This is a genomic window from Pseudomonas sp. RtIB026, assembly GCF_016861355.2.
Lineage (GTDB): Bacteria > Pseudomonadota > Gammaproteobacteria > Pseudomonadales > Pseudomonadaceae > Aquipseudomonas > Aquipseudomonas peradeniyensis.
Window position 1 is genome coordinate 4,527,501 of record NZ_AP023348.2, and the last position, 24,395, is coordinate 4,551,895.

25 protein-coding genes (1 of these 25 only partly in view) are annotated in these 24,395 nt (G+C 65.9%); 15 read left to right on the plus strand and 10 right to left on the minus strand.

Annotated elements, in window-relative coordinates; genetic code table 11:
* Positions 1 to 46: the final stretch of a threonine/homoserine exporter RhtA gene (gene rhtA / locus PRtIB026_RS20285; protein WP_203651943.1), read on the plus strand. 842 nt of this gene lie to the left of the window's left edge; only the last 46 of its 888 coding nucleotides appear in the window; its start codon lies beyond the left edge, outside the window; it ends in the stop codon at positions 44 to 46.
* A gap of 185 nt (positions 47 to 231) precedes the next feature.
* A complete protein-coding gene (locus PRtIB026_RS20290; RefSeq protein ID WP_186714886.1) occupies positions 232 to 513 on the plus strand; it encodes a hypothetical protein in 282 nt (93 codons plus the stop codon).
* Between the two features lie 48 nt (positions 514 to 561).
* On the opposite strand, the gene PRtIB026_RS20295 is transcribed toward PRtIB026_RS20290, so the two are convergent.
* A complete protein-coding gene (locus tag PRtIB026_RS20295; protein WP_267812793.1) occupies positions 562 to 2,364 on the minus strand; it encodes an aminopeptidase P family protein in 1,803 nt (600 codons plus the stop codon).
* Positions 2,365 to 2,559: 195 nt separating this feature from the next.
* On the opposite strand from PRtIB026_RS20295, the gene PRtIB026_RS20300 reads away from it, so the two are divergent.
* Complete coding sequence (locus PRtIB026_RS20300; protein WP_203651941.1) at positions 2,560 to 3,672, plus strand: DUF3182 family protein; 1,113 nt, start codon at positions 2,560 to 2,562, stop codon at positions 3,670 to 3,672.
* Positions 3,656 to 4,426: an alpha/beta hydrolase family protein gene (locus PRtIB026_RS20305; RefSeq protein ID WP_203651938.1), complete on the plus strand. Its 771-nt coding sequence runs from the start codon at positions 3,656 to 3,658 to the stop codon at positions 4,424 to 4,426. Before PRtIB026_RS20300 ends, PRtIB026_RS20305 begins: the two co-directional genes overlap by 17 nt.
* Here the strand turns inward: PRtIB026_RS20305 and PRtIB026_RS20310 are convergent.
* Complete coding sequence (locus tag PRtIB026_RS20310) at positions 4,405 to 4,785, minus strand: antibiotic biosynthesis monooxygenase (RefSeq protein ID WP_203651937.1); 381 nt, start codon at positions 4,783 to 4,785, stop codon at positions 4,405 to 4,407. The two genes, PRtIB026_RS20305 and PRtIB026_RS20310, sit on opposite strands and share 22 nt — an antisense overlap.
* 88 nt (positions 4,786 to 4,873) lie before the next feature.
* Between PRtIB026_RS20310 and soxR the strand changes: the two genes are divergently transcribed.
* Entirely contained in the window at positions 4,874 to 5,362 is a 489-nt protein-coding gene (gene soxR / locus PRtIB026_RS20315) for a redox-sensitive transcriptional activator SoxR (protein WP_203651936.1), read from the plus strand.
* On the opposite strand, the gene PRtIB026_RS20320 is transcribed toward soxR, so the two are convergent.
* Positions 5,329 to 6,306 carry a GlxA family transcriptional regulator gene (locus PRtIB026_RS20320; RefSeq protein ID WP_203651935.1) on the minus strand — a complete coding sequence of 326 codons (978 nt, stop codon included), beginning with the start codon at positions 6,304 to 6,306 and terminating at the stop codon, positions 5,329 to 5,331. The genes soxR and PRtIB026_RS20320 overlap by 34 nt on opposite strands.
* A gap of 82 nt (positions 6,307 to 6,388) precedes the next feature.
* On the opposite strand from PRtIB026_RS20320, the gene PRtIB026_RS20325 reads away from it, so the two are divergent.
* Positions 6,389 to 6,937 carry a cysteine hydrolase family protein gene (locus PRtIB026_RS20325; protein WP_203651934.1) on the plus strand — a complete coding sequence of 183 codons (549 nt, stop codon included), beginning with the start codon at positions 6,389 to 6,391 and terminating at the stop codon, positions 6,935 to 6,937.
* 4 nt (positions 6,938 to 6,941) lie between these two features.
* Here the strand turns inward: PRtIB026_RS20325 and PRtIB026_RS20330 are convergent, their stop codons facing one another.
* Positions 6,942 to 7,505: a helix-turn-helix domain-containing protein gene (locus PRtIB026_RS20330; RefSeq protein ID WP_203651933.1), complete on the minus strand. Its 564-nt coding sequence runs from the start codon at positions 7,503 to 7,505 to the stop codon at positions 6,942 to 6,944.
* Between the two features lie 84 nt (positions 7,506 to 7,589).
* Between PRtIB026_RS20330 and PRtIB026_RS20335 the strand changes: the two genes are divergently transcribed.
* From PRtIB026_RS20335 to PRtIB026_RS20365, 7 genes are all read left to right on the plus strand, one after another.
* A complete protein-coding gene (locus PRtIB026_RS20335; protein ID WP_203651932.1) occupies positions 7,590 to 8,534 on the plus strand; it encodes a DMT family transporter in 945 nt (314 codons plus the stop codon).
* A 298-nt stretch (positions 8,535 to 8,832) separates the two neighbouring features.
* Positions 8,833 to 11,739, plus strand: coding sequence for a monovalent cation/H+ antiporter subunit A (locus PRtIB026_RS20340; RefSeq protein ID WP_203651931.1), 2,907 nt, complete (start codon positions 8,833 to 8,835; stop codon positions 11,737 to 11,739).
* Positions 11,739 to 12,083: a Na+/H+ antiporter subunit C gene (locus PRtIB026_RS20345; RefSeq protein WP_028690551.1), complete on the plus strand. Its 345-nt coding sequence runs from the start codon at positions 11,739 to 11,741 to the stop codon at positions 12,081 to 12,083. The genes PRtIB026_RS20340 and PRtIB026_RS20345 overlap by 1 nt, the downstream gene beginning before the upstream one ends.
* Positions 12,080 to 13,759, plus strand: coding sequence for a monovalent cation/H+ antiporter subunit D (locus PRtIB026_RS20350; RefSeq protein WP_203651930.1), 1,680 nt, complete (start codon positions 12,080 to 12,082; stop codon positions 13,757 to 13,759). Before PRtIB026_RS20345 ends, PRtIB026_RS20350 begins: the two co-directional genes overlap by 4 nt.
* A complete protein-coding gene (locus PRtIB026_RS20355; protein WP_203651929.1) occupies positions 13,756 to 14,244 on the plus strand; it encodes a Na+/H+ antiporter subunit E in 489 nt (162 codons plus the stop codon). Before PRtIB026_RS20350 ends, PRtIB026_RS20355 begins: the two co-directional genes overlap by 4 nt.
* The gene (locus PRtIB026_RS20360) at positions 14,241 to 14,519 is read left to right on the plus strand and encodes a K+/H+ antiporter subunit F (RefSeq protein WP_011534656.1); all 279 of its coding nucleotides are present in this window, start codon (positions 14,241 to 14,243) and stop codon (positions 14,517 to 14,519) included. The genes PRtIB026_RS20355 and PRtIB026_RS20360 overlap by 4 nt, the downstream gene beginning before the upstream one ends.
* Positions 14,516 to 14,881, plus strand: coding sequence for a Na+/H+ antiporter subunit G (locus tag PRtIB026_RS20365; RefSeq protein ID WP_203651928.1), 366 nt, complete (start codon positions 14,516 to 14,518; stop codon positions 14,879 to 14,881). The genes PRtIB026_RS20360 and PRtIB026_RS20365 overlap by 4 nt, the downstream gene beginning before the upstream one ends.
* 165 nt (positions 14,882 to 15,046) lie before the next feature.
* Here PRtIB026_RS20365 and PRtIB026_RS20370 read toward each other — a convergent pair whose 3' ends face one another.
* Both PRtIB026_RS20370 and PRtIB026_RS20375 read right to left on the minus strand, forming a co-directional pair.
* The gene (locus PRtIB026_RS20370) at positions 15,047 to 15,256 is read right to left on the minus strand and encodes a hypothetical protein (protein WP_203651927.1); all 210 of its coding nucleotides are present in this window, start codon (positions 15,254 to 15,256) and stop codon (positions 15,047 to 15,049) included.
* Complete coding sequence (locus PRtIB026_RS20375) at positions 15,253 to 15,723, minus strand: hypothetical protein (protein WP_028690546.1); 471 nt, start codon at positions 15,721 to 15,723, stop codon at positions 15,253 to 15,255. Before PRtIB026_RS20375 ends, PRtIB026_RS20370 begins: the two co-directional genes overlap by 4 nt.
* A 362-nt stretch (positions 15,724 to 16,085) precedes the next feature.
* On the opposite strand from PRtIB026_RS20375, the gene PRtIB026_RS20380 reads away from it, so the two are divergent.
* Positions 16,086 to 16,226: a hypothetical protein gene (locus PRtIB026_RS20380; RefSeq protein WP_203651926.1), complete on the plus strand. Its 141-nt coding sequence runs from the start codon at positions 16,086 to 16,088 to the stop codon at positions 16,224 to 16,226.
* 4 nt (positions 16,227 to 16,230) lie between these two features.
* Here PRtIB026_RS20380 and PRtIB026_RS20385 read toward each other — a convergent pair whose 3' ends face one another.
* From PRtIB026_RS20385 to PRtIB026_RS20395, 3 genes are all read right to left on the minus strand, one after another.
* Entirely contained in the window at positions 16,231 to 16,425 is a 195-nt protein-coding gene (locus tag PRtIB026_RS20385) for a hypothetical protein (protein WP_203651925.1), read from the minus strand.
* A gap of 116 nt (positions 16,426 to 16,541) precedes the next feature.
* Entirely contained in the window at positions 16,542 to 18,140 is a 1,599-nt protein-coding gene (locus PRtIB026_RS20390) for a methyl-accepting chemotaxis protein (RefSeq protein WP_203651924.1), read from the minus strand.
* A 161-nt stretch (positions 18,141 to 18,301) separates the two neighbouring features.
* Entirely contained in the window at positions 18,302 to 18,706 is a 405-nt protein-coding gene (locus tag PRtIB026_RS20395) for a TraR/DksA family transcriptional regulator (RefSeq protein ID WP_050704989.1), read from the minus strand.
* Positions 18,707 to 19,047: 341 nt separating this feature from the next.
* Between PRtIB026_RS20395 and PRtIB026_RS20400 the strand changes: the two genes are divergently transcribed.
* Positions 19,048 to 23,583 (plus strand): hypothetical protein, encoded by a 4,536-nt coding sequence (locus PRtIB026_RS20400; protein ID WP_203651923.1) that lies wholly within the window; start codon positions 19,048 to 19,050, stop codon positions 23,581 to 23,583.
* Positions 23,584 to 23,620: 37 nt separating this feature from the next.
* On the opposite strand, the gene PRtIB026_RS20405 is transcribed toward PRtIB026_RS20400, so the two are convergent.
* The gene (locus tag PRtIB026_RS20405) at positions 23,621 to 24,394 is read right to left on the minus strand and encodes an enoyl-CoA hydratase (protein WP_198743228.1); all 774 of its coding nucleotides are present in this window, start codon (positions 24,392 to 24,394) and stop codon (positions 23,621 to 23,623) included.
* Position 24,395 lies beyond the last annotated feature (1 nt).

The window sequence follows — 24,395 nt, forward strand, 5'->3', positions numbered from 1 at the left end:
ACTTTCCATGAAACGGGACACAGCACCGCCCGTTGCCGCCGACTGATTTGAGAAATATTTGCATTTAGCTGACCTGCAACCTTGTACCACCCGGCCTGGCTGATTAAGCTGTCACCCAATCATCATCTTGACGCTATCTACTGGGCGGCACATGGACGCCGGGGATCATCAGGGAAGAGGCAAAGCGCAAACGACAGGTCCGTTAAAGCAGTCGGGCCGATAAGGACAGGAATGAAACGTATTTTGCTCATTCTGGGCATCCTGGCCATCGCGGGATGCGCCGCGACAGCCAACACCGAGGTGAAACGGGGGAAGAAGGGCCTGCACATCAACTGCTCGGGGCTCTCCTCGTCGTGGGACAAGTGTTATAGCAAAGCCGCCAGCGCCTGCAGCAGCAAGGGCTACAAGGTCATCGCCCGCTCCGGCGACACCGACGAAGAGCCTGGCGACTATGTATTCGGTATCAACCCCGCCGGTTACACCAGCCGCAGCATGATCGTGATCTGCAAATAACGAAAAGGGCAGCCAAGGGCTGCCCTTTCGCTTTCAGGCCCGCCTGTTTCAGATCGGCGCAGTACGCTGCTCCAACCATGCCAACGCGTCCCCAGCCAGCAACGGGGCCAGCCGTTCGCGCACCGTCTGGTGATAGCGATTCAACCAGGCAATGTCCTCGCTACCGAGCTTCTCGACGAGCAGGCAGCGCGTATCGATCGGGCACAGGGTCAGCGTTTCGAACTCAAGGAACTCACCGAACTCGCTGCTACCCGCCTGGCGGTTGACCACCAGGTTCTCGATGCGCACGCCCCATTCGCCCGACCGGTAGGTCCCCGGCTCGATCGAACTGATCATGCCCGGCTGCATCGCTGTCTGCGGCGCCGGCGCAGCTTGGTAGGCAATCACTTGCGGGCCTTCGTGCACATTCATGAAGTAGCCGACACCATGACCGGTGCCATGACCGTAATCGACCTGATCCGCCCAGATCGGCGCTCGCGCGATGGCATCCAGCAACGGCGAAAGAATGCCTCGCGGGAATCGCGCGCGCGACAACGCGATCATGCCCTTGAGCACCCGCGAGCAGTCGGCCTTCTGTGCCTGGCTAGGCTCACCGATCGGCACCATACGGGTAATGTCCGTAGTGCCCCCCAGGTACTGTCCCCCGGAGTCGATCAACAATAGGCCATTACCCTCGATCACGGCATGGGACTCGTCCGTAGCTCGGTAATGTGGCATCGCGCCATTAGCGTTGTACGCGGCAATGGTCGAAAAGCTCAACGACACATAACCAGGACGACGGGCCCGGGCCGCGCTCAGTTGCTCGTCGATGGTCAGCTCGGTGATCCGCTCCTGCCCCTGGTTCGCCTCGAACCAGGCGAAGAATTCGCACAATGCAGCGCCATCCTGCTCCATGGCCTGGCGGATGTGGACGAGGTCACCCTCCCCCTTGCGCGACTTGCTCAGGGTAGTCGGGTTGATGCTCTCGACCAGTCGCACCTGCTCGTGCAGTTTGTCCAGCAGGCCACGGGTGACCCGCGCCGGGTCCACCAGCAGGCTAGCCGCAGCCGGAATCGCGGCCAGCGCGTCATTGACCCCAACGTAGTCGCGAACCTCGATACCATCGGCCGCCAGCACCTGGCGCAGGTGGCTATCGACCTTGTCACGCCCGACAAACAGGAACGCCTTGTCCTGGCTGACCAGGGCGAAGGAAACGAACACGGGGTTGTAGGAGACATCGCTACCCCGCAGGTTGAACAGCCAGGCGATGTCGTCGAGGGTGGCGATGAAATGCCAGTCGGCGCCCTTCTCCCGCAGTGTGCTGCGCAACTCGGCGAGCTTTTGCGCACGGTTGACCGTGGCATGGGGTGGCAGGTGCTGGTACACCGGATTGCCCGGCAGCGAGGGGCGCCCCCCCCACACCTGGTCCAGCAAGTCGAGATCCGTGCGCAATGTCGCGCCACGCGCCTGCAGACGCTCGCCCAGTTGCCGCGCCGAGGCCAGGGCCATGACCGCGCCGTCCACCGCGACGGTGCCGGACACTTGCGCACCCAGCCACTCCAGCGCCCCGGGCTCCCCGGGGCGCAGTTTCATCAACTCGATGCCGCTGCCGGCCAGTTCCTTGTCCGCCTGTTCCCAGTAACGACTGTCAGCCCACAGCCCGGCAAAGTCCGCCGTCACCACCAGCGTCCCCACCGAACCAAGGAACCCGGACAGCCACTGCCGACCTTGCCAATAGCCCGGCAGGTACTCGGACAGGTGCGGGTCGGCCGAAGGCACCAGCAGGGCATCCACGCCCTCCCGGGTCATGACCTCGCGCACGCGGGCAAGACGCGCCGGGACGGATTCGTGAAGGGGGGACTGACTGTTCATGCGCACTCCTGCGGATAGGTGTCGACGGGTCCAGGGCGTTGATAATGGAACAGCCGGCTGGCGCCCGCAATCTCCACGACCGTAACAAGGCATGCATTGCCCCAACTGCCCTGACGACCGTCGATCCATCCTCCTGAACTAAACCGGCTGCGGGCCTTCACAACCCTTACATACCGTGCGTACGCGAGGCCGAGCATGCCCCACTCACGCGAACCGAAAAGCGCCGTCGTGCTGCTCGAAACCCGCGAGCACACACCCGAGCATGAACGCGCAGTCCACCTGAAGATCGCCGATCACCTGGCGCGTCTGCTGGATGTCGAGCGGGTCGAGCCTTCGCCCACGCAATCCGATGCGACCGGCTACTACTATGTACCGACCCAGACCCTGGTCGATCAGGAGCGTCACGCAGCGCTGGGCATTCACGACGAACAGGATCTGTTCGGTGGCATGGTCAGCCATCCGCACATGGCCACCAAAGCCATCTCCCACCCGCTGCCGGCCGACGCCAGCTTTCCGCCCGGCTGGACCGATGCCTTTGCCCAGCATGCCAGCGACGCCCTGCTGCGCGGCTATACCGTGTTCTCCAGGGCCGACGCCCGCCGCGCCGCCGAACTGCTGCTGCGCGATGGGCCGGTAAGGATCAAGCCGGTACTGGCCTGCGCCGGCCGGGGCCAGGAGGTGATCATCGACAGGCTGGCCCTGGAGCCGCTGCTGGAGGCGATGGATGAACAACAACTGAGCTTGTGGGGATTGGTACTGGAAGAAGACCTCGACGAGGTCGAGACCTTCAGCGTAGGGCAGGTACGCGTGGCCGGGCTAACCTTGAGCTATCACGGCACCCAGCACCTCACCCGCGATCATGCGGGCACCGAGGTGTATGGTGGCTCCGACCTGGTGATCGTGCGCGGCGACTACCAGCAACTGCTGCAACTGCCGCTCGAGGACCACCTGCGCCTGGCCATCAACCAGGCCATGACCTACGAAGAGGCCGCCGAACGCTACTTCCCGGGCTTCATCGCCTCACGTCGCAACTACGACATAGCCCGCGGCCAGGACCATCACGGCCATCTGCGCAGCGGCGTGCTTGAACAGTCCTGGCGCCTGGGCGGTGCCAGCCCCGCCGAGGTCCTTGCGCTGCAGGCCTTCGCCGCCGATCCGGCGCTGCAACGGCTACGCGCCTCGACTCACGAGGTATTCGGCGACACGCAACTGCCCGCCGACGCCACCCTGTTCTATCAGGGCCATGACAGTGAACTTGGACAACTCAGCAAATATGCACGGATACGCGACCATGACCATCGAGAGTGAAACCGTGGAACTGCACGTCGAGGGTGACAGCATCGTCGGCACCCTGGTCAGCCCGGGCAGCCGCATGCCGGGGATCCTCTTCGTCCATGGCTGGGGCGGCAGCCAGCAACGCGACCTGGCCCGTGCCCGGCAGATCACCGGGCTCGGCTGCGTGTGCATGACCTTCGACCTGCGCGGACATGAAAAGACCGAGAGCCAGCGCCTGACCGTCACCCGCGAGCAGAACCTGGCCGACCTGCTGGCCGCCTACGACCGGTTGGCTAGCCACCCGTCGGTCGATCCCGGCGCCATCGCCGTGATCGGCAGCAGCTATGGCGGCTACCTGGCGACCCTGCTCACCCGTCACCGGCCAGTCAAATGGCTGGCGTTGAGGGTACCGGCCCTCTATTGGGACGATGAATGGGAGGCGCCCAAGCAGGCCCTCGACCGCCAGCGGCTCAACGCCTACCGCCTGCGTGACCTCGGGCCGGCCGACAACCGCGCCTTGGCCGCCTGCGCCGAATTCGCCGGCGACGTGCTGCTGGTGGAATCCGAACAGGACGACTATGTGCCGCACAGCACGCTGATGAGCTACCGCTCGGCCTTCGTCGGCGCCCACTCGATGACCCACCGCCTGGTCGACGGCGCCGACCACGCGCTGTCCAGCGAGGAAAGCCAGAAAGCCTACAGCGCCATACTCACGGCGTGGATCAGCGAGATGGTCATCGGCGCGCGCCTGGACCGCTACCCGCACTACGCGCCCTGGTATGCCTGAGTGCTACCCAGCTGACAATGCAGGCCGCCATCGGCGCCACGCACCAGGCTGCGCAGCGTCTGGTACGCGGCGAAGTTCACCCCGCGGGCCTGGTGCTCGCCCAGCAGGTCGAGGAACGGCTCCTCGATGAAGCAGCCGGCGGCGGCGACCCAGGCCTGGCGCGATTGCCAGCGCAGGTGCTGGAGCACTCGACGACCGTCGTCGCTGACCTGGATGCTGACGCTCAGCAGACCATCGCAGCGTTGCGCGAGGTGCTCGCTGCGCACCACCAGGGCCTCGGCCAGGGCGTCCTGGCGCAACGGTGGCACGTCGTACTCGATCATCTGGGTGAACCACAGGGAATGGGTGTTGGCCGCCATGACGCATCTCCTCGTTTCGGGCTCTTGCAGCAGATGGTCGTGGAGGGTAAAACCTCCAGCTAACTCAAGGTCAAGGATTTTATTGCCGATGAAGCCCCCTTCCGCCCAGGAGCGCCTGCTCAGCGTCGGCCAGCTGGCCGCGCGCAGCGGCGTGGCCGTGACCGCCCTGCACTTCTACGAGACCAAGGGACTGATCCACAGCACTCGCAACGCCGGCAACCAGCGCCGCTATCCACGGGCCATGCTGCGCCGGGTGGCGGTGATCAAGATGGCCCAGCGCCTGGGCATCGCCCTGGCCGACATCGCCAGCGCCCTGGAGGCCCTGCCCTGCGATCACACCCCCACTGCCGACGACTGGCAGCGCCTGTCGGCGCGCTGGCGCGACGACCTGAGCCGGCGCATCGACGAGCTGGTGATGCTGCGCGATCAGCTCGACGGCTGCATCGGCTGTGGCTGCATGTCGTTGAAGGAATGCCCGCTGCGCAACCATCACGACCGCCTCGCCGATGAAGGCCCGGGGCCGCACCCAACCACCAGCGAAGCTCAGCCGCTGATGACCGCGAAACGCCGACGGTAATCGCTGGGGGTCATCCCGGTCAGGCGCTGGAACACCTTGCGAAAGGCGCTGGGGTCCTGATAGCCGACGCCCCAGGCGATCTGGTCGACGCTGCGCCGGGTGAACTCCAGCAAGCGGCAGGCCCGGCCGACCCGCACCTGCTGCGCGTATTCGGTGGGACGCAGGCCGGTGGCGGCGCGAAAGCGACGCAGGAAGGTTCGCGGCTCGAGGCCCGCGCAACCGGCCATGTCGGCCAGGCTGGCATCCCGGGCCTCCTCTGCCTGCAACCAGTGCTGCACCTTCAGAACAGCCTCGTCACCATGGTCCAGGCGCGGCTGGAACAGGGCGCCGGGCAACGGCGCCGGCGAGGGCTCGACCGCAAGATAGCGGGCCGTCTCGCGGGCCAGGGTGTGGCCGAGGAAGCGCTCGATCAGGTGCAGGCCGAGGTCGGTCCAGGCCATCAGCCCGGCGGAGGTGACGATGTCGCCGTCGTCGAGCAGCGGCTGGCTGCCCTGTACCCGCACCCTGGGAAAGCGTTCGGTAAGGGCCTGGGCATAGTTCCAGTGGGTGCAGGCCGCCCGACCATCCAGCAGGCCGCTGCCGGCCACCAGGAACACACCGATGCACACCGAGGCCAGCACGGTGCCCTGGCTGTGCACCTGGCAGAGCGCGGCGCGATGGGCCTGCAACACCTCGGCCGAAGGGGTCGCCGCCAGGCTCGGCGGAATCATCAGCGCCCGCAGCGCATGGCCGTTCGCCGGCAGGCTGTCATGCACCACCTGCAACTGACCCGCTCCATCGAGCTGCCAATGGGTCACTCGCAGTACTGGCAGATCATGGGCGCCCAGCTGCGCGGCGACCCGGTTGGCCACCGCGAACAGGTCGGTCAGGCCGTGCACCGCCGCGCTCTGCGCGCCGGGATAGATCAGCACGCCGATTTCCAGGCTGTCAGTTTTTGCCGTCATTGTGTCGCTCGCGCCTATCCTCGATCGGGTCGCCCAAGCCTATAACTATCGGCAGTTCATCACTACTGCCGCAGGAGGCACCATGAGCAAGCGCGCCCTGATCATCATCGATATCCAGAACGACTACTTCCCCGGTGGCAAATGGACCCTGGACGGCGCCGAGGCGGCCGCCGACAACGCCGCCCGGTTGCTGGCCGCAGCCCGCGAGCGGAGCGACCTGGTGGTGCATGTGCGCCATGAGTTCGAGAGCGCCGACGCGCCCTTCTTCGTGCCGGGCTCGGTCGGCGCACAGATCCACCCCAAGGTCGCGCCGGCAGCCAGCGAGACGGTAGTGCTCAAGCACAAGGTCAACAGCTTCCGCGACACCCAGCTGAAGGCGCTGCTCGACCAGCACGACATCAAGGCACTGACCATCGCCGGCAGCATGAGCCACATGTGCATCGATGCTGCGACCCGCGCCGCCGCCGACTTCGGCTATGAAGTCAGCGTCGCCCACGATGCCTGCGCGACCCTAGCGCTGGAGTTCGGCGGCAAGTCGGTGGCGGCGGCCGATGTGCACGCCTCGGCAATGGCCGCGCTGGCGTTCGCCTATGCCAGGGTCGCCAGTACCGACGAGCTGCTGGCCGGTTGAGGGCTCAGATCACCACGTTGCGCACGAAACGCACCGGCTCCTGGCCATCGTTGCGGTAGGCGTAGCGACAGTTGCTGGGGAAGACGAAGAACTCGCCCTTGCCCAGTTGCCGCTCTCCTTCTTCTATGATCAGGGTCAGGCGGCCGTCGGTCACATAGATCTGCTCGCTCCAGCCGGCGGCGTCGGCTTCACTGGCATAGCACTCGCCGGGGGCCAGGGTCCACTCCCACAACTCGACCTCGCGGCGCGCCGGGCTGCTACCGAGCAGCACGGCGCGGCTGGCAGGGTGCACACCGGCCCAGGCCAGTTCTTCGATGCGGCTGGGATCGCGCCGGTCCGGCGCCTGGATCAGGGTGCTGAACGCCACCCCCAGCGCTTCGGCGATCAGGTCCAGGGTGGTGAGGCTGACATTCTTCTCGCCGGCCTCGATGGCCACCAGCATCCGCCGGCTGACCCCGGAACGCTCGGCCAGGACGGCCTGGCTCAGGCCGGCGTCGCCACGCAGGCGACGAACGTTCTGGCTGACATGCTGCAGCACCGATGCCCGGTGCTCGGAATCTTTGTGCACTATATTGCTCACTGGTAGGGGATGCGCAGTATACTGCCCACTTTGCGGCGAATTGTGCGCCGCCCCTTCCGAGTGCGCAAGACCATGAGCCAGGCCCCCACCCGCAAACCCACCGTCAGCTTGCGCCTGAGCAAGGCCGAACTGGTGCTGGTGTTCATCACCATGCTCTGGGGCGGCACCTTCCTGATCGTGCACAACGTCATGACCGTCAGCGGGCCGATGTTCTTCGTCGGCCTGCGCTTTGCCGCCGCCGCGCTGTTCGTCGGCCTGGTGTCGGCCCGTTCGCTGTCGGGGCTGACCTTCACCGAGCTCAAGGCCGGCGTGCTCATCGGCGTGTCGATCATGCTTGGCTACGGCTTGCAGACCATGGGCCTGCAGACCATCAGCAGCAGCCAGTCGGCATTCATCACCGCGCTCTACGTGCCCTTCGTGCCGCTGCTGCAATGGCTGGTGCTGGGCCGGCGCCCGGGCCTGATGCCGAGCCTGGGCATCGGCCTGGCCTTCGTCGGCCTGATGCTGCTGGCCGGCCCCGAGGGCGGCGCGCTGCACTTCAGCGAAGGTGAACTGGTGACCCTGGTCAGCGCCGTGGCGATCGCCGGCGAGATCATCCTGATCAGCCGCTACGCCGGCAAGGTCGATGTGCGCCGGGTCACCGTGGTGCAACTGGCCACCGCCTCGGCGCTGTCGTTCCTGATGATCGTGCCGACCCAGGAGCAGCTGCCCGGTTTTTCCTGGCTGCTGCTGGCAAGCGCGGTAGGCCTGGGGGCCATGAGCGCGGTGATCCAGGTGGCGATGAACTGGGCGCAGCAGTCGGTTTCGCCGACCCGCGCCACCCTGATCTACGCTGGCGAGCCGGTGTGGGCCGGTATCGTCGGGCGTATCGCCGGCGAGCGCCTGCCGGGCGTGGCGCTGATCGGCGGGCTGCTGATCGTGCTGGCAGTGGTGGTGAGCGAGCTGAAGATCCGACGCCAGGATGAGGCCAGCGCCTTGCAGGATGATGAGGCGCGCGAGCGCGAGGCGGGATTGTAGGCAAGGCAACCACCCTGTGTAGGAGCGGCCTTGCGCCGCGAAAGGGCTGCAAAGCAGCCCCGGCGATTGAACACTGAATCCCCGGGGCCGCCATGCGGCCCTTTCGCGGCACAAGGCCGCTCCTACACAGGGAACGCACAACCCCACGGGCACACGATCAGCCGCTATGCTCTGAAAGAAACTGTTATAAAAAAACAGCTTGTCACAGCACATTTGTAGGATCCTGCAAACCCTTGCGTGTTGGTGATCAACCGTCCGGCACGTATGATCCTTGGCAAACTTCTCAGAACAGAACGCTATGTCATTGATTGTGCTATTGCTTCTGCCCTTCCTGGGCAGTTGCCTGGCGGCTGTACTGCCGCACAACGCACGCAACGCCGAGTCCATTCTTGCCGGGCTCGTGGCCCTGGTCGGCACCGTCCAGGTGGCGTTGCTGTACCCCCAGATTGCCGATGGCGGGGTGATCCGCGAAGAGTTCCTCTGGTTACCGAGCCTGGGCCTGAACCTGGTCCTGCGCATGGACGGCTTCGCCTGGCTGTTCAGCCTGCTGGTGCTGGGCATCGGTACCCTGGTGTCGCTGTACGCCCGCTACTACATGTCGCCCCAGGACCCGGTGCCGCGCTTCTTCGCCTTCTTCCTGGCGTTCATGGGTGCCATGCTCGGCCTGGTGATCTCCGGCAACCTGATCCAGCTGGTGTTCTTCTGGGAGCTGACCAGCCTGTTCTCCTTCCTGCTGATCGGCTACTGGCACCACCGCGCCGACGCCCGCCGCGGCGCCTACATGGCGTTGATGGTCACGGGGGCCGGCGGCTTGTGCCTGCTGGTCGGGGCCCTGCTGCTCGGCCATGTGGTCGGCAGCTATGACCTGGACAAGGTCCTGGCTGCCGGCGACACCATCCGCCAGCATGCGCTGTACCCGGTGCTGCTGCCCCTCATCCTGATCGGCGCCCTGAGCAAGAGCGCACAATTCCCCTTCCAGTTCTGGCTGCCCCATGCCATGGCGGCCCCAACCCCCGTCTCGGCTTACCTGCACTCGGCGACCATGGTCAAGGCCGGGGTGTTCCTGCTGGCCCGCCTGTGGCCGGCGCTGTCGGGCAGCGAGGAATGGTTCTGGATCGTCGGCGGCGCCGGCGCCGCCACCCTGCTGCTCGGCGCCTTCGCCGCGATGTTCCAGAACGACCTCAAGGGCCTGCTGGCCTATTCGACCATCAGCCACCTGGGCCTGATCACCCTGCTGCTGGGCCTGAACAGCCCGCTGGCGGCGGTCGCCGCGGTGTTCCACATCCTCAACCACGCCACCTTCAAGGCCTCGCTGTTCATGGCGGCGGGGATCATCGACCACGAGAGCGGCACCCGTGACATCCGCCGCCTGAGCGGCCTGTTCCGCCTGGTGCCGTTCACCGCGACCCTGGCGATGGTCGCCAGCGCCTCGATGGCCGGCGTGCCGTTGATGAACGGTTTCCTGTCCAAGGAGATGTTCTTCGCCGAGACCGTATTCATCACCTCCACGGCCTGGGTCGAAGCGGCCCTGCCGGTGATCGCCACCCTCGCCGGGACCTTCAGCGTGGCCTACGCGCTGCGCTTCACCGTCGACGTGTTCTTCGGCCCACCGGCCCAGGACCTGCCGCACACGCCCCACGAGCCGCCGCGCTGGATGCGCGCGCCGGTCGAGCTGCTGGTGCTCACCTGCCTGGTGGTGGGCATCTTCCCGGCGCAATCGGTCGGTCCGCTGCTGGCCGCTGCCGCCACACCGGTGGTGGGCGGCGTCCTGCCGGAATACAGCCTGGCCATCTGGCACGGCTGGAACGCGCCACTGATGATGAGCCTGATCGCCATGACCGGCGGCATTGTCCTCTACCTGCTGTTGCGCAAGCAGCTGCAGCGCGGCCGTTTCCCCTACCCGCCGCTGATCGAGCGCTTCAACGGCAAGCGCCTGTTCGAGCACGGCCTGGTGCGCCTGATGCTGCTGGCCCGGCATGCCGAGCGCCTGCTGACCACCAAGCGCCTGCAGACGCAACTGTTCATGCTGGTGCTGGCGGCCTTCGTCGCCGGCCTGGTGCCGCTGCTGTACAGCGGCCTGAGCTGGGGCGACCGGCCGAAGATCCCGGGCTCCGGGGTGTTCGTCGCCCTCTGGCTGATCGCCATCGCCTGCGCCATCGGCGCCGCCTACCAGGCCAAGTACCATCGACTGGCGGCCTTGATCATGGTCGGTGTCTGCGGCCTGATGACCTGCATCACCTTCGTCTGGTTCTCCGCACCAGACCTGGCGCTGACCCAGCTGGCGGTCGAGGTGGTCACCACCGTGCTGATCCTGCTCGGCCTGCGCTGGCTGCCACGGCGTATCGAAGGCGTGTCGCCGTTGCCCGGCAGCCAGGACCGCGCACGCCTGCGACGCCTGCGCGACCTGGTGCTGGCAGTGCTGGTCGGCGGCGGCATGGCGTTGCTGTCCTACGCCATGCTGACCCGCCCGACACCCAACGACATCTCCTCGTTCTACCTCAGCCGCGCCCTGCCCCAGGGCGGCGGCAGCAACGTGGTCAACGTGATGCTGGTGGACTTCCGCGGCTTCGACACCCTCGGCGAGGTCACCGTGCTGGTGGCCGTGGCGCTGACCGTGTTCGCCCTGCTGCGCCGCTTCCGCCCGCCGAAGGAGAGCATGCAATTGCCGGCCCAGCAGCGCCAGTTGGCGCCGGACGTGGTCACCGACCTGGTCAACCCGCGCCAGGCCACCGACACCGCGCTCGGCTTCATGATGGTGCCGGCCGCCCTGGTGCGCCTGCTGCTGCCAATCGCCCTGCTGGTGTCGATGTACCTGTTCATGCGCGGCCACAACCAGCCGGGCGGCGGTTTCGTCGCCGGCCTGGTGATGTCGGTGGCGTTCATCCTGCAGTACATGGTCGCCGGCACCCAGTGGGTGGAGGCGCAGATGAGCCTGCGTCCGCTGCGCTGGATGGGCACCGGCCTGCTCTGCGCCACCCTCACCGGTGCCGGGGCGATGCTGCTGGGCTACCCGTTCCTGACCACTCACACCGCCCACCTGCACCTGCCACTGCTGGGTGACGTGCACGTGGCCAGCGCGCTGTTCTTCGACATCGGCGTGTACACCGTGGTGGTCGGCTCGACCCTGCTGATCCTCACCGCCCTGGCCCACCAGTCGGTGCGTGCCTACCGCCCCGCCAAGTCCAGCCAAGCAGGAGCCGCCTGATGGAAGAAGTCATTGCAGTCGCCATCGGTGTCCTGGCCGCCTCCGGGGTCTGGCTGGTCCTGCGCCCGCGGACCTACCAGGTGATCATGGGCCTGTGCCTGCTGTCCTACGGGGTCAACCTGTTCATCTTCAGCATGGGCAGCCTGTTCATCGGCAAGGAGCCGATCATCAAGGACGGCGTGCCCCACGACCTGCTGCACTACACCGACCCGCTGCCCCAGGCGCTGGTGCTCACCGCGATCGTCATCAGCTTCGCCATGACCGCGCTGTTCCTGGTGGTGCTGCTGGCCTCCCGCGGCCTGACCGGGACCGACCACGTCGATGGCCGGGAGCGTGAGGAATGAGCGGGATGAACCAACTGATCATCGCGCCGATCCTGCTGCCGTTGATTACCGCATCGTTGATGCTGTTGATCGGCGAGAAGCACCGCTGGCTCAAGGCACGCCTGAACCTGCTGTCCACCGCCCTCGGCCTGGGCATCGCCGTCACCTTGCTGATGTGGGTGCGCACCCAGGGCCAGGCCGAGTCCATCGGCGTCTACCTGCCGGGCAACTGGCCGGCGCCGTTCGGCATCGCCCTGGTGGTCGATCACCTGTCGGCGCTGCTGCTGACCCTGACCGGTATCGTCGGCTTGAGCGCCCTGCTGTTCGCCCGGGCGCGCTGGGATGGCGCCGGAGCCAGCTTCCACGCGCTGTTCCAGATCCAGCTGATGGGCCTGTACGGTGCGTTCCTCACCGCCGACCTGTTCAACCTGTTCGTGTTCTTCGAGGTGCTGCTGGCGGCCTCCTACGGCCTGCTGCTGCATGGCTCGGGGCGGGCGCGGGTCAAGGCCGGGCTGCACTACATCGCCATCAACCTGTTCGCCTCGTCGCTGTTCCTGGTCGGCGCGGCCATGCTCTATGGCGTGACCGGCACCCTGAACATGGCCGACCTGGCGCTGAAAGTGCCGCTGGTCCCGGAAGCCGACCGCGGCCTGCTGCATGCCGGCGCGGCGATCCTGGCCATCGCCTTCCTGGCCAAGGCCGGGATGTGGCCGTTGAACTTCTGGCTGGTGCCGGCCTATTCATCGGCCAGCGCGCCGGTGGCCGCGCTGTTCGCAATCATGACCAAGGTCGGGCTGTACGCCATCCTGCGCATGTGGACGCTGCTGTTCTCCGGCCAGGCCGGCGCCTCGGCGTTCTTCGGCGGCGACTGGCTGGTGTACGGCGGCCTGGCGACACTGGCCGTGGCGGCCATGTCGATCCTCGCCGCTCAGCGCCTGGAGCGCCTGGCGGCCCTGAGCATCCTGATGTCCGCCGGTACGCTGCTGGCCGCCGTCGGCTTCGGCCAGTCGATCCTGACCGGCGCCGCGCTATTCTACCTGGCAAGCTCCACGCTGGCCCTGTGCGCGCTGTTCCTGCTGGCCGAGCTGGTGGAGCGTTCGCGCTCGGCCAACGAGGCGCCGCTGGACGATGAAGAAGATGCGATGCCTTCGCCGCTGGAGTCGCTGCATCCGCCCAAGGGCATCAACCTGGACGACGAGCAACAGGTAGTGATCGGCCAGATCATTCCCTGGACCATGGCCTTCCTGGGCCTGAGCTTCATCGCCTGCGCCCTGCTGATCATCGGCATGCCGCCGCTGTCGGGCTTCATCGGCAAGCTCAACCTGATCAGCGCGCTGTTCAATCCGCAAGGTCTGGGCGTTGCCCCGGAGCAACCGCTGGGCGCCGCCGGCTGGACCCTGGTCACCCTGTTGGTGCTGTCCGGCATGGCCTCGCTGATCGCCTTCGGCCGCGTCGGCATCCAGCGTTTCTGGAAGCCCGAGGAGCGCCCCTCCCCGGTGTTGCGTCGCTATGAATGCGTGCCCATCGTCATCCTCCTGGGCCTGTGCATCTTCCTCAGCCTCAAGGCCGAGCCGCTGCTGCGCTACACCCAGGACACCGCCGCCAGCCTGCGCACGCCGGAAGCCTACATCAATGCCGTGATGTCGACGCGGCCAGTACCTGGCCCGACCACCGCCGGCCTGGAGGTGCAGCCATGAACCGACTGTTCCCCGCGCCATTGCTGTCCGTTGCGCTGTTCGTGCTGTGGCTGCTGCTCAATCTGTCGGTCAGCCCCGGCAACCTGCTGCTGGGCGCCCTGCTGGGTATCCTCGCGCCGATCCTGATGGCGCCGCTGCGCCCGCAGCATGCCCACGTGCGCCGGCCCTGGGTGATCGCCAAGCTGATTGGCCGGGTCGGCCTCGACGTGATCCATTCCAACCTGCAGGTCGCCCGTGGTGTCCTGCGCGCCGGCAGCACGCCACCGCGCTCGGCGTTCGTGCATATCCCGCTGGACCTGCGCGACGCCCACGGCCTGGCGGCCCTGTCGATGATCACCACCGTGGTGCCGGGCACCATCTGGTCGGAGCTGGCCCTGGACCGCAGCGTACTGCTGCTGCACGTGTTCGACCTGGACGACGAACCAGCATTCATCGAGCACTTCAAACACACCTATGAACGCCCGCTGATGGAGATCTTCGAATGAGCGGCCTGCTTGCCAATGCCGTCCTCGCCAGCCTGTTCATCTTCGCCCTGGCCATGGGCCTGACGCTGATCCGGCTGTTTCGCGGTCCATCCGCCCAGGATCGGGTACTGGCACTGGACTACCTGTACATCCTGGGCATGCTGATGATGCTGGTGCTGGGCATCCGCTACGCCAGCGACACCTACTTCGAAGGCGCCCTGCTGATAGCCCTGTTCGGCTTCGTCGGCTCTTTCGCCCTGGCCAAGTTCCTCCTGCGTGGCGAGGTGATCGAATGAACGAATCCGTGGTATTGCCGTTCTGGCTTGAGCTGATCACGGCAGCCCTGCTGCTCATCGGCAGCCTGTTCGCGCTGATTGGCGCCATCGGCCTGGTGCGCCTGAAGGAGTACTTCCAGCGCATGCACCCGCCCGCGCTGGCCTCGACCATCGGCGCCTGGTGCGTGGCGCTGGCCTCGATCCTGTACTTCTCGGTGCTCAAGCAGAGCCCGGTGCTGCACGCCTGGCTGATCCCGATCCTGCTGTCGATCACCGTGCCGGTGACCACCCTGCTGCTGGCCAGGGCCGCACTGTTTCGCAAGCGCACCTCGGGCGAGGACGTACCGGAAGAAGTCAGCAGCGGGCGTGATCGCGGTAACTGAAGTGGCCTCAAGCCACGCACGCCCGTTGTAGGAGCGGCCTTGCGCCGCGAATGGGCCGGAAAGCGGCCCCAGGGTTTCAGCGTTGACGCATAAATTGCCGGGGCTGCTTTGCAGCCCTTTCGCGGCGCAAGGCCGCTCCTACAGGGGAATGCGCAACCCCAACCGTCAGGCCTGGCTCAAGCGCTGCAGCTCGCGTCGCACCATGGCGACGAAGGGCGGTGGGCTCATCTGGTAGAGCTCGCCGGCCACCCAGCCCAGCCACGCCCCCTGCAGTTCATCCCGGCGCGCCAGCAGGCGCTCGGCCTGCTCGAGGGCCCGGGCCTGATGCTCACGGTGGAAGTCGGCCCGCGAGGCGGGTGTGTCCTCGTCGCTCACTCGCTGGCCTTGAAGGTGGTCAGCTCGCCCTTGCGCCACTTGGCGACCTTGCCGGTCACCGCCTTGAGCAGCTTGCCCAGGCCTTCCTGGACCTGCTGCTGGGCCGCGAACACCAGCATCACGCCCTGCCCTTCACGGAACACGATGGCCTCGCCTTCCGGCACCGAAACGAAGGCGTAGTCGCCCTGCCCGTACACATTGAACTTGATCTCGCGAAAACGCAGTTCGAGCTTGCCGCCTTCGCGGCTGGGCAGCACCGCGGCGCGGAAGTGGTCACCCACTTTCAGCTCAAGGCGCTGTTTGTCATCGACCACCATGGCGTCATCGGTATCGATCTCGGCCATGTACAGGCCGTCGGGGTTCTGCTCGGTGACATACACGAAGCGCCCCTGGAACAACTTGACCAGCTTGGCGCGCAAATCGCCCAGGGCAAACAACGCATGGGTATCCAGAGTACTGACTGCCAATGAAAAGCTCCTCACATCAATTACAGCAAGCCGCACCGCACACGCCGCTGGGCGTTGGGGTGGCAGCCACACAAAGTCGAAGTCCAAAGGACCATGGATTCAATAAGCGAAGATCCACGCACACGAACGATACGCCAAGCAGGGAACACTTCCCCGCTGGAACATCCGGCGTGCTTCGGCAAACTATCCGCAAATAGGAAACGTATAACCTGACGGCAAAGGGGTCAGGAAGATGCGACTACTGAGGGCGACACTTCAGCATGAGTGTGCCCCAACCCTTCGTCGCGCATTACAGGTACAGGAATATGCACGAAAACACCGAATTCCGTCGAGAGGCAAGTAACATTTCTTGGCGTACGGCTATGCCAGGCACATCCCGATACAGCGTTGTGGCCGCCGGTATCGGCTTCTTTCACATCACTGAAATCACCTCTGGCAAGGTCCGCGGATTCCGCCAGCGCTACCAGGACGCCTGGGAGCTTGCACGCTACCTGGAGCGCTGAAGCTTCACGCCGCCTGGCTCCTGCCCAGTTGCTGTTGCCATGCAGCCTGGCACTCCAGGGCCTCATCACGGCTGGCGAAGGCCGTGCCACGACGTTCGCCGTCAACCAGTACCACCCAGCACGCCCTTTTGCCCAGGGCCTGCAAGGACCGTGGCACACCACTGCCGATCATCACGGCCACATCGACTCGGCTAGTCATCATCCCCTCCGGAATTTAATTAGCAACCTAACGATGTGCGCATGATACGACCTGGGTACCCCACGAATAAAGCGCAAGGCGGTACAGCAGTGTTGCACTCCAGGCAACAAATCGCCTCAATCGAGCCCGGGTTCAGGCCGGTACCCCAGGCGCAGGCCACCCCAGTGTCGTCCCGCGACGAAGATCGGCACCGACAGGTCGTGCATCAGCTCACCGGTGTCTCGCGTGTAGGTTTGCAGCAGCACCCGCTGCTGGTGACTGCCGCAGCGAGCGCCGGTACGATCATCGAACATGCGCTTGCTGCGGTTGTGCGCCGTGTCATGGGCGGCATCGCCGGTCAGCGGCTGGTTGAACGCATTGTTGTGGGTCGGCACGTAGCCCTGCTGGGTACAGGCAATGGCGTAGACCATACCGTCGTGCTGCAGCAACGGCTCCTGGAGCTGCGGCAACACCGTGTCGGTGTAGTGGTCGAAGCGCGTACTGAAACGTGGTGGCTGCATGCCGGCAATCGGCCGGTACTGGCGATCGAACAGATCGTCCAGGCCGATGCGCCCCTGTTCGATATCCGTCTCGAAACATTCGCCGATCTGCCGCGCGCCCGCCTGCGCCAGTTCGAATACCCGCTGGTGGTAGGCGTCCAGGCCGACCTCGGCCAGCCGTTCGCTCAGGCTTTCCACCTGGCCCTCCATCTGCACCGCTGCCTTGGCCAGGCGCCGGGTCTGCTGGTCGCTGACCTCCAAGTCGCCGCGCACCTGGGCCACGGCCTGGAACAGGGTGTCGAGCTGAGCCTGGTTGACCTGCGTGCCCCCGGCGATCTCGCTCACCTGCCCCTCGACACTGGCCGCCAGGCTGGCAATCTGCGCCAGTTGCCCGCCAGCCTGCTCGACCTGGCCGACCCCCTTGCCCAGGTCCTCGGCCAGCGTGCGGATCTGCGCCACCACCTGGGCGGTGCGCGCCTGGATGTCCGCAACCATCTGGCCGACCTCCTCGGTGGCACTGGCGGTACGCCCGGCAAGGCCGCGCACCTCGTCGGCCACCACCGCGAAGCCACGGCCATGCTCGCCGGCCCGCGCCGCCTCGATGGCGGCGTTGAGCGCCAGCAGGTTGGTCTGGCTGGCAATGCCCTGGATCACCAGGGTGACCCGGGCGATATCCTCGCTGCGCTGATGCAGGGCCTCGATCAGCTCGCGACTGGCCGAAGCGCGCACACTGAGCTCGCGCATGCACTGGATGGACTCGGCCAGCACCTCGCTGCCGACCACGCTGCTGCCGTGGGCGGAACGAGCGGCTTGCAGCGCCTGCTGGCTGAGCTGGGCAGTCTGCTCCTCGGTGGTGATCATGATCTCGGCACTGCCGACGATCTCCTGGGCAGCCCCCAGTTGCGACTGCACCCGGGCCGCCAGTTGCTGCACCGAATGCGCCACTGCGGCGGCCGACAAAGCATTGTGGCTGGTGCCGCGGGCCAGTTCCTGGAGCAGCGTGCCGTCCTGGGCCGGCGTCGATACCGGCTGCACGGCGGCCACCTTGCGCCCACGCGGCAGCCACAGCACCGCCAGCGCCATCGGCAAGGCCAGGTACAAGGGCAGCCCGGTGAACGCCATGGCCGCCAACACCGCGCACAGCGCGACGCCCTGCAACAGGGCGACGGCGGCCCCCGCACGGGTCGGGGTGGCCTGCGGCGCTGCGCCGGCCGGCAGAGATCCTTCTCGCATCATTGTCGTGGTCCATCCGCATGTCGTTATTGTGACGTCATTAAACGCCACTATAACGCCATTATCCACGCTCACTTGGATGCAGCCGGCCACCCGTTGATACAGGGCAAGAAAACACGAAGGCCCCAGGGATCGCTCCGTGGGGCCTTGCGCAAGGCGTTGGATCAGATCTGCCGCTGGTGGCGGTCGAGCTGCTCGTGACGCTCCTGGGCTTCGATGCAGTACTTGGTGGTCGGGCTGATCAGCAGGCGCTTCAGGCCGATCGGCTCACCGCTGTCGTCGCACCAGCCGAAGCTTTCGTCGGCGATGCGGTCCAGGGCCATCTCCAGCTGCGGCAGCAGGCGCTGGTCGCGGTCGATGGCGTTGACCAGCCAGGTGCGTTCTTCCTCGACCGACGCCACGTCAGCCGGATCCGAGGGGCTGTCCAGGCTTTCGATGGAGGTGCGGCTGAGTTCGATGCGCTCGTGCGTTTCGACTTTCATCGCTTGCAGCAGCTTGGTGAAGAACGCGAGCTGTTCGGCGTTCATGTAGTCATCGGCCGACATGGCCAGCAACTGTTCCTTGGTCATCGATTTCTCTATGAAAAAATGTGCATTGGGCGATTCGGGTGCCGCCGACGAAGCTTCGTCGGCCGCGGAATTCTTCAAGCGCCAACCGGCACTCTTTTACAGGGGGCGGCAGTCTAAGGTGCCGCGCCCGAGTGGGCAACAGAAATGACGGCGGATTTGGCCGAAACAGGTTGGGAATCCGCTGACTGGCACCGTGGAATAGTACGGATTGCGCGCCTGCAAGACGCCATTGGGTAATATGCCGAAATAATAATGGTTCTCTCGGGTAGTAGCCAGCTAGCGCACGAAACAGCAGGAAAACGCGCTTGATAGCGGCCCTCACAACGACCCGAAGCCCCATCATGAACGACAACCTGCACCAACGCCTGGCCAGCTTCAGCAACCTGGACTGCAAGGTCGCCAAACGCTTCAACGACCGCCCCACCCTGCTCGACGCCGCCGACGATATCCTGCGTGATCAATGGCGGCAGCGACAACTGGGCAATGCCCATGACCCGCTAGGCCTGTACCTTGTCAGTGCCCGAGCGCAATCCACCACACCCTGGATCCGACCGCTCTCCCAGGTCCTGGTGGAGCGCTACTGCCAGCGCGCCACCCTCAACCTGACCGTCGGCGAGGACTTTCTCAGCACCCGTCAGGACAGCGATCCGGCCTGGCAGGTGGACCTCGACCTGCATGCCGTCGAGTTGCTGATCGACGAAGCAGGCCCGCTGCTCGTGGATGGCTACCGGCAGGCACTGGTGGCTTACTGGGGCCGCCACGACAGCAGCGGACAGACCCCCTGGAGCTGGTATTCCAGCTACCTCAAGGACCAGTTCCTGCAGGCCAGAACCCAGACCCTGCCCGGCTTCGCACAGGCCATCGTGCGCCTGGTGCATGACTATCCGACACCGGCCCAGCGCAGCGACTGGTCCAATACCAAGGGCCTGCAAGTACTCAACCTGGGCGTGGACCTGAGCGCCGACAACAAGCTCGATGCCGACCTGTCCAGCGCCGTGCTGATCGAGCATGACGACGGCGATCCACAACGCGCGCTGACCCTGCTCTTTACCCTGACCGGCAAGCTGCTGCGCTTCAACTCCCGCCAGGTCATGCTTGAAGACATCGACCACGCCCTGGCCAAGGTCGTGCGATCCGGTCAACGCCAGATCGAAATAGCGGCCTCCACCGACCCGGTGTTCCAGGTCCAGGCCCTGGGCCTGCTCGAGCAGCAGTTGCGATTGGTGGAACACCTCGCCGGACGCTACCACGGCGAGTTCGATGCCATGGCCATGAACCGTGACCTGGATCGCCTGACCTCGCTGATCGACCTGTGCGACGAGGTCGAGACTGCCCAGCGCAAGACACTCAGTGAACAGCTACCCGACTGGTTGCGCAATGCCGACAGCCGTTCACTGATGCACTACAGCGAACTGCTGATCGATGTCGCCCAGCAATATCGAGACACCCAGGGGCAGTTCTGGCTCGACGGCATCGACGATGCCGAAGCATTCGCCAATCGCCGCCTCGCCGCCCGCATGGCCAGCGATCATCCCGCCGACGCGCCCGCGCCCGAAACCATTCGCCTCACCAACTACCAGACCATCGCCGCCGCCGCTGCGGGCCAGGACATGATCATCACCTCGGGCGAGGTCACGCCGGTGGTGCTGACCCTCGCCCAACTGGCCATCGGCAACCTCGGGCTGCTCAGGCCCGGACGCGTGGTGCTGAGCAGCACGAGCGGGGATGCCCTGCCGCAATGGCTGGACGAACCCTACCTGCGTCGCCTGGTCAGCGAACTGGACATCGCCAGCGCCTACCCGGCCATGCTGCGCGGCAAACTGCTGGATGATCCGCCCCGCCGGCAGCAGCGCCAGCACCTGCTGTACCAGCAACTGCGGGCCCAGCTCCCGGCCCTGGCCATGGAGCTTTACCTGCGCGGCAGCCTGCAGGACCCGACGATTCCAGGACATGTCGCCCAGGTGTTCGCCTCCGGCCCCGATGGGCTGCTACCACGCTGGATCCTGCGGCCATTGGGGTTCATCAAGACACCCGGTTCGGCGCCGGACCATCCCCTCAACACCTGGTTGATCGAGCCTGACGATCCGGGCAGCGCAGGCTGCCTGTTGTACCGCCCGCTGCATCAGGAGCCACTGGTGCACTTCGCCGATCGCATGGCGCTGTTCGTCGCGATCAGCGCAACGGGGCCGCTGCAGGACGACCTGCTGCAACGCCTGCCGGCCGAGGACCGTCGCTTCTATGCCCACGGCGGCTTCCTCGAACCGCATCTGTTCGTGCCGCTGGACGACACCAGCGCCGTGCCATTCAGCACGCCTGCGCCTGTCAGCCTGTCCATCGAGGATGCTGTCGCCCATGTCGACCAGGCCCTGTACGACGGCTGTGTGACCGAGTCGATCCAGCGCTTCGAGGCCCAGGCCAGCACCAGCGCGCAGACCCGCTGGAACAGCTGGAAAGAACTGGGCTGGCTGCTGTTCAACACCTTGCTGCCGCTGGCCGGCGGCACCCTGGGCAAAGTAGCCTGGCTGGTCCAGATGGAAGTGGCCCTGGCCGAGTTCGTCGAATCCGATGCCGAACGCAACCCCACCGGGCACGAACTGGCCCTGGTCAACCTGTTGCTGAACATCGCCCTGCTGCTGTTCTCCCACTCGCTCATACGGCTGCAACTGGAGCAGGGCATGACACCTCGGTCGCCCGTCGGGCTGACACCACCCCACGCCTCCGAAACCGGCCCCCTCCTGCCTGTCGCGGCAGCAGTGCCCTTCACCCAGCTGGATTTCACCTGGGCCCGCCCTGATCGGCGACTCAACGACACCCAACGCGACGCGCTCGAGGCGTTGCAGGCAACGGTCAAGGCCAGCGCGCTGGGAGCGCCGATACCCAACGGCAGGCTGCGTGGGCTCTATCTGCAGGACACCCGCTTCTTCACCCTGCAGGACGGCAATGTCTACGAGGTGGAACTGGTGGTGCCGCAGCGGCTGCGCATCATCGGCCCGGACCTCACCCAGGGCCCATGGCTGCACCGCGACGAGATCGGCCGCTGGCAACTGGACCTGCGCCTGGGGCTCAAGGGCGGCATGCCGTTGTCCGAGCAGATCCGCCGGATGCGCCTGGACAAGGAGACGGCCATGCAGGCGGCCAATGAGGCGATCATGGCGGACAAGGCACTGATGACGGACAGGATCCGGGAGTTGAGCACCATCGACAAGCTGGCCGCCACTGCCCTCGATGATGCGACCCTGGAGCGTTGCCAGGGCAAGGTGCAGGCCTTGTCGGCATTCTGGACCACCCATATAGAACACCTCAGGACCCGCAACGCCATGCAACCGGTGAAAGACTTTCGCAAGGTACATGCATTCGCGCTGTACCAGGACTGCTCCTGCCAGCAGCTCCTGCGTACCCTGCTGCAAAAACGCTACCAGCCCATCCGCGAGCAACTGGCGCAGATCGCCCGGCAACAGGACCAGGACGGCGAGGAGCTCAGCCGCGCCGACATCCGCATCGCGACCCAGCGCCTGGACACCATGCAACCGCTGCTCGAGCAGATGATCCACAACAACACCCTGCTACGCCAACGCCAGGAAGAACTGACCCGGCTGGCCGGCCAGCGACACCCCGATATCGTCCACTGGCGCGATCTGATGGCCGTCCCCTCCGCCACCGCGAACAAGGACCTGTTCCTGCGCTTCCTGCACCTCGAAAGCCTGCTCAACCGCCTGACCCTGGTCCATGGTCTGAGCAACGATACCGCCTACTGGCGCGACCGCTTCTGGCGCAGCTTCCAGCTCGGCATCATCCAGCGCAGCGAACTGTACAAGCTGGCCGATGCCGATCAGGAAGTGTCGGTGCGCTTGCTGCGCAGCATCCAGGGGCATTTCCAGGCCGCCGCGCGCCAGTTGGGCAACCTCGCGGAGCGCGTGCCCGGCGAGGCCGCGCAACAGACCCTGCAACGCCTGCGCGACGAGCTGGAGCACATCCAGGGCCTGATTGCCCAGGACCTGGGCAATTTGCCCGACTACCCACCGGTCAGCTCCCTCAAGCAGTTGCGCAGCAAGGTTCCCGGCCTGATCGAAACCACCGAACATGGCCTGCTGCTGGCCGAGCCCCGCACGAACGACGCCAGCACCGTGGACATTCCGGGCCCCGACAGCAAGACCCCGGGCCAGACCTACCATCTCAAGCACGGTGAATGGGTCGAGGTCGCACCGGCGATTGTGGTCAACCGTGCGTCAGGCCTGAGCCTCAAGCGCCTGCTCAAGGGCAGCGACGGGCTTATCGCCGAAACCGCGCAGGAAGTGGCCCGCCTGCAACGGGCCTCGGACAGCTACCTGCCAGTGGAGATCGAGGAGTCCGTGCTGCACCAGCGTGACCGCCTGCTGGAACGGGTCGAGGACATCGAGGCGCGTCTGACAGCGGACAATGAAACCGACGAGGCGAGCCAGGGCAAGGATGCCGAAAGGGTGGCCAGGCACCTGCGCGATCTGGCCGCAGAGATGGCTCGCCAGGCGACCCGGATGCGTATGGACGCCGCCGTGGCGCGTCAACCGAGGATGGGCGAGGTGCAGTTCCTGTTGGAGCAAGGCGAAGTGCGGATCGCCCTGGTCGGTGGCCGCACCCGCCTGGCCAAGGTCAAGGGCCGCCCCGTCGACTACCTGGACGAATACAGCATCAGCCGGGGTGGCCAGGCGCTGTGGTACGCCCACTTCCACTACCCGGCAGCGGACACGGCCAAGGCCGACTTCACCGCCGGCCACCTGAAGACTGCTGCCCAGCGCCATGCCGCCGGCGGGCGCCATACCGACGCCAGCGGCAAGGAGGTTGAGGTCTACCGGGCGCCCATCACCAGCGCCGCAGCCGAGCGCTACTTCTTCAACCTGTAGTGACATGGGGCGCCGTACAAACGGCGCCCGCGTGACATCAACGGTCCTTGAACTGCGCCTCGCGCTTGGCGATGAACGCGGCCATGCCTTCCTTCTGGTCTTCGGTAGCGAATGCAGCGTGGAATACCCGGCGCTCGAAGCGCACGCCCTCGCTCAGGGTGACTTCGAAGGCGCGGTTGACGCTTTCCTTGACCATCATGCTCACCGGGATCGACTTGCTGGCGATGGTCGCGGCCACTTTAAGCGCCTCTTCCACCAGCTCCGCCTGCGGCACGATACGCGCCACCAGGCCGGCGCGCTCGGCTTCCTCGGCGCCCATCAGGCGGCCGGTCAGGCACAGTTCCATGGCCTTGGCCTTGCCCACGGCGCGGGTCAGGCGCTGGGTGCCACCCATGCCCGGCAGCACGCCGAGATTGATTTCCGGCTGGCCGAACTTGGCGTTGTCGGCGGCCAGGATGAAATCGCACATCATCGCCAGCTCGCAGCCACCGCCCAGGGCGAAGCCCGACACCGCGGCGATGATCGGTTTGCGCCGGTTGGCGATGCGATCGGAATCGCTGAACAGGTCCTCGACGTAGATCTGCGGGTATTGCAGCTCGGCCATTTCCTTGATGTCGGCGCCGGCGGCAAAGGCCTTGGCGGAACCAGTCAGTACCACGCAGCCGATGTTCGGGTCACGCTCCAGCTGGTCCAGGGCCTGGTTGATCTCGCCGACGATCTGCGCGTTCAGCGCGTTGAGCGCCTGCGGGCGGTTGAGGGTGATCAGGCCGACCTTGCCGTGGATGTCCAACAGGATGGTTTCGAATGCCATG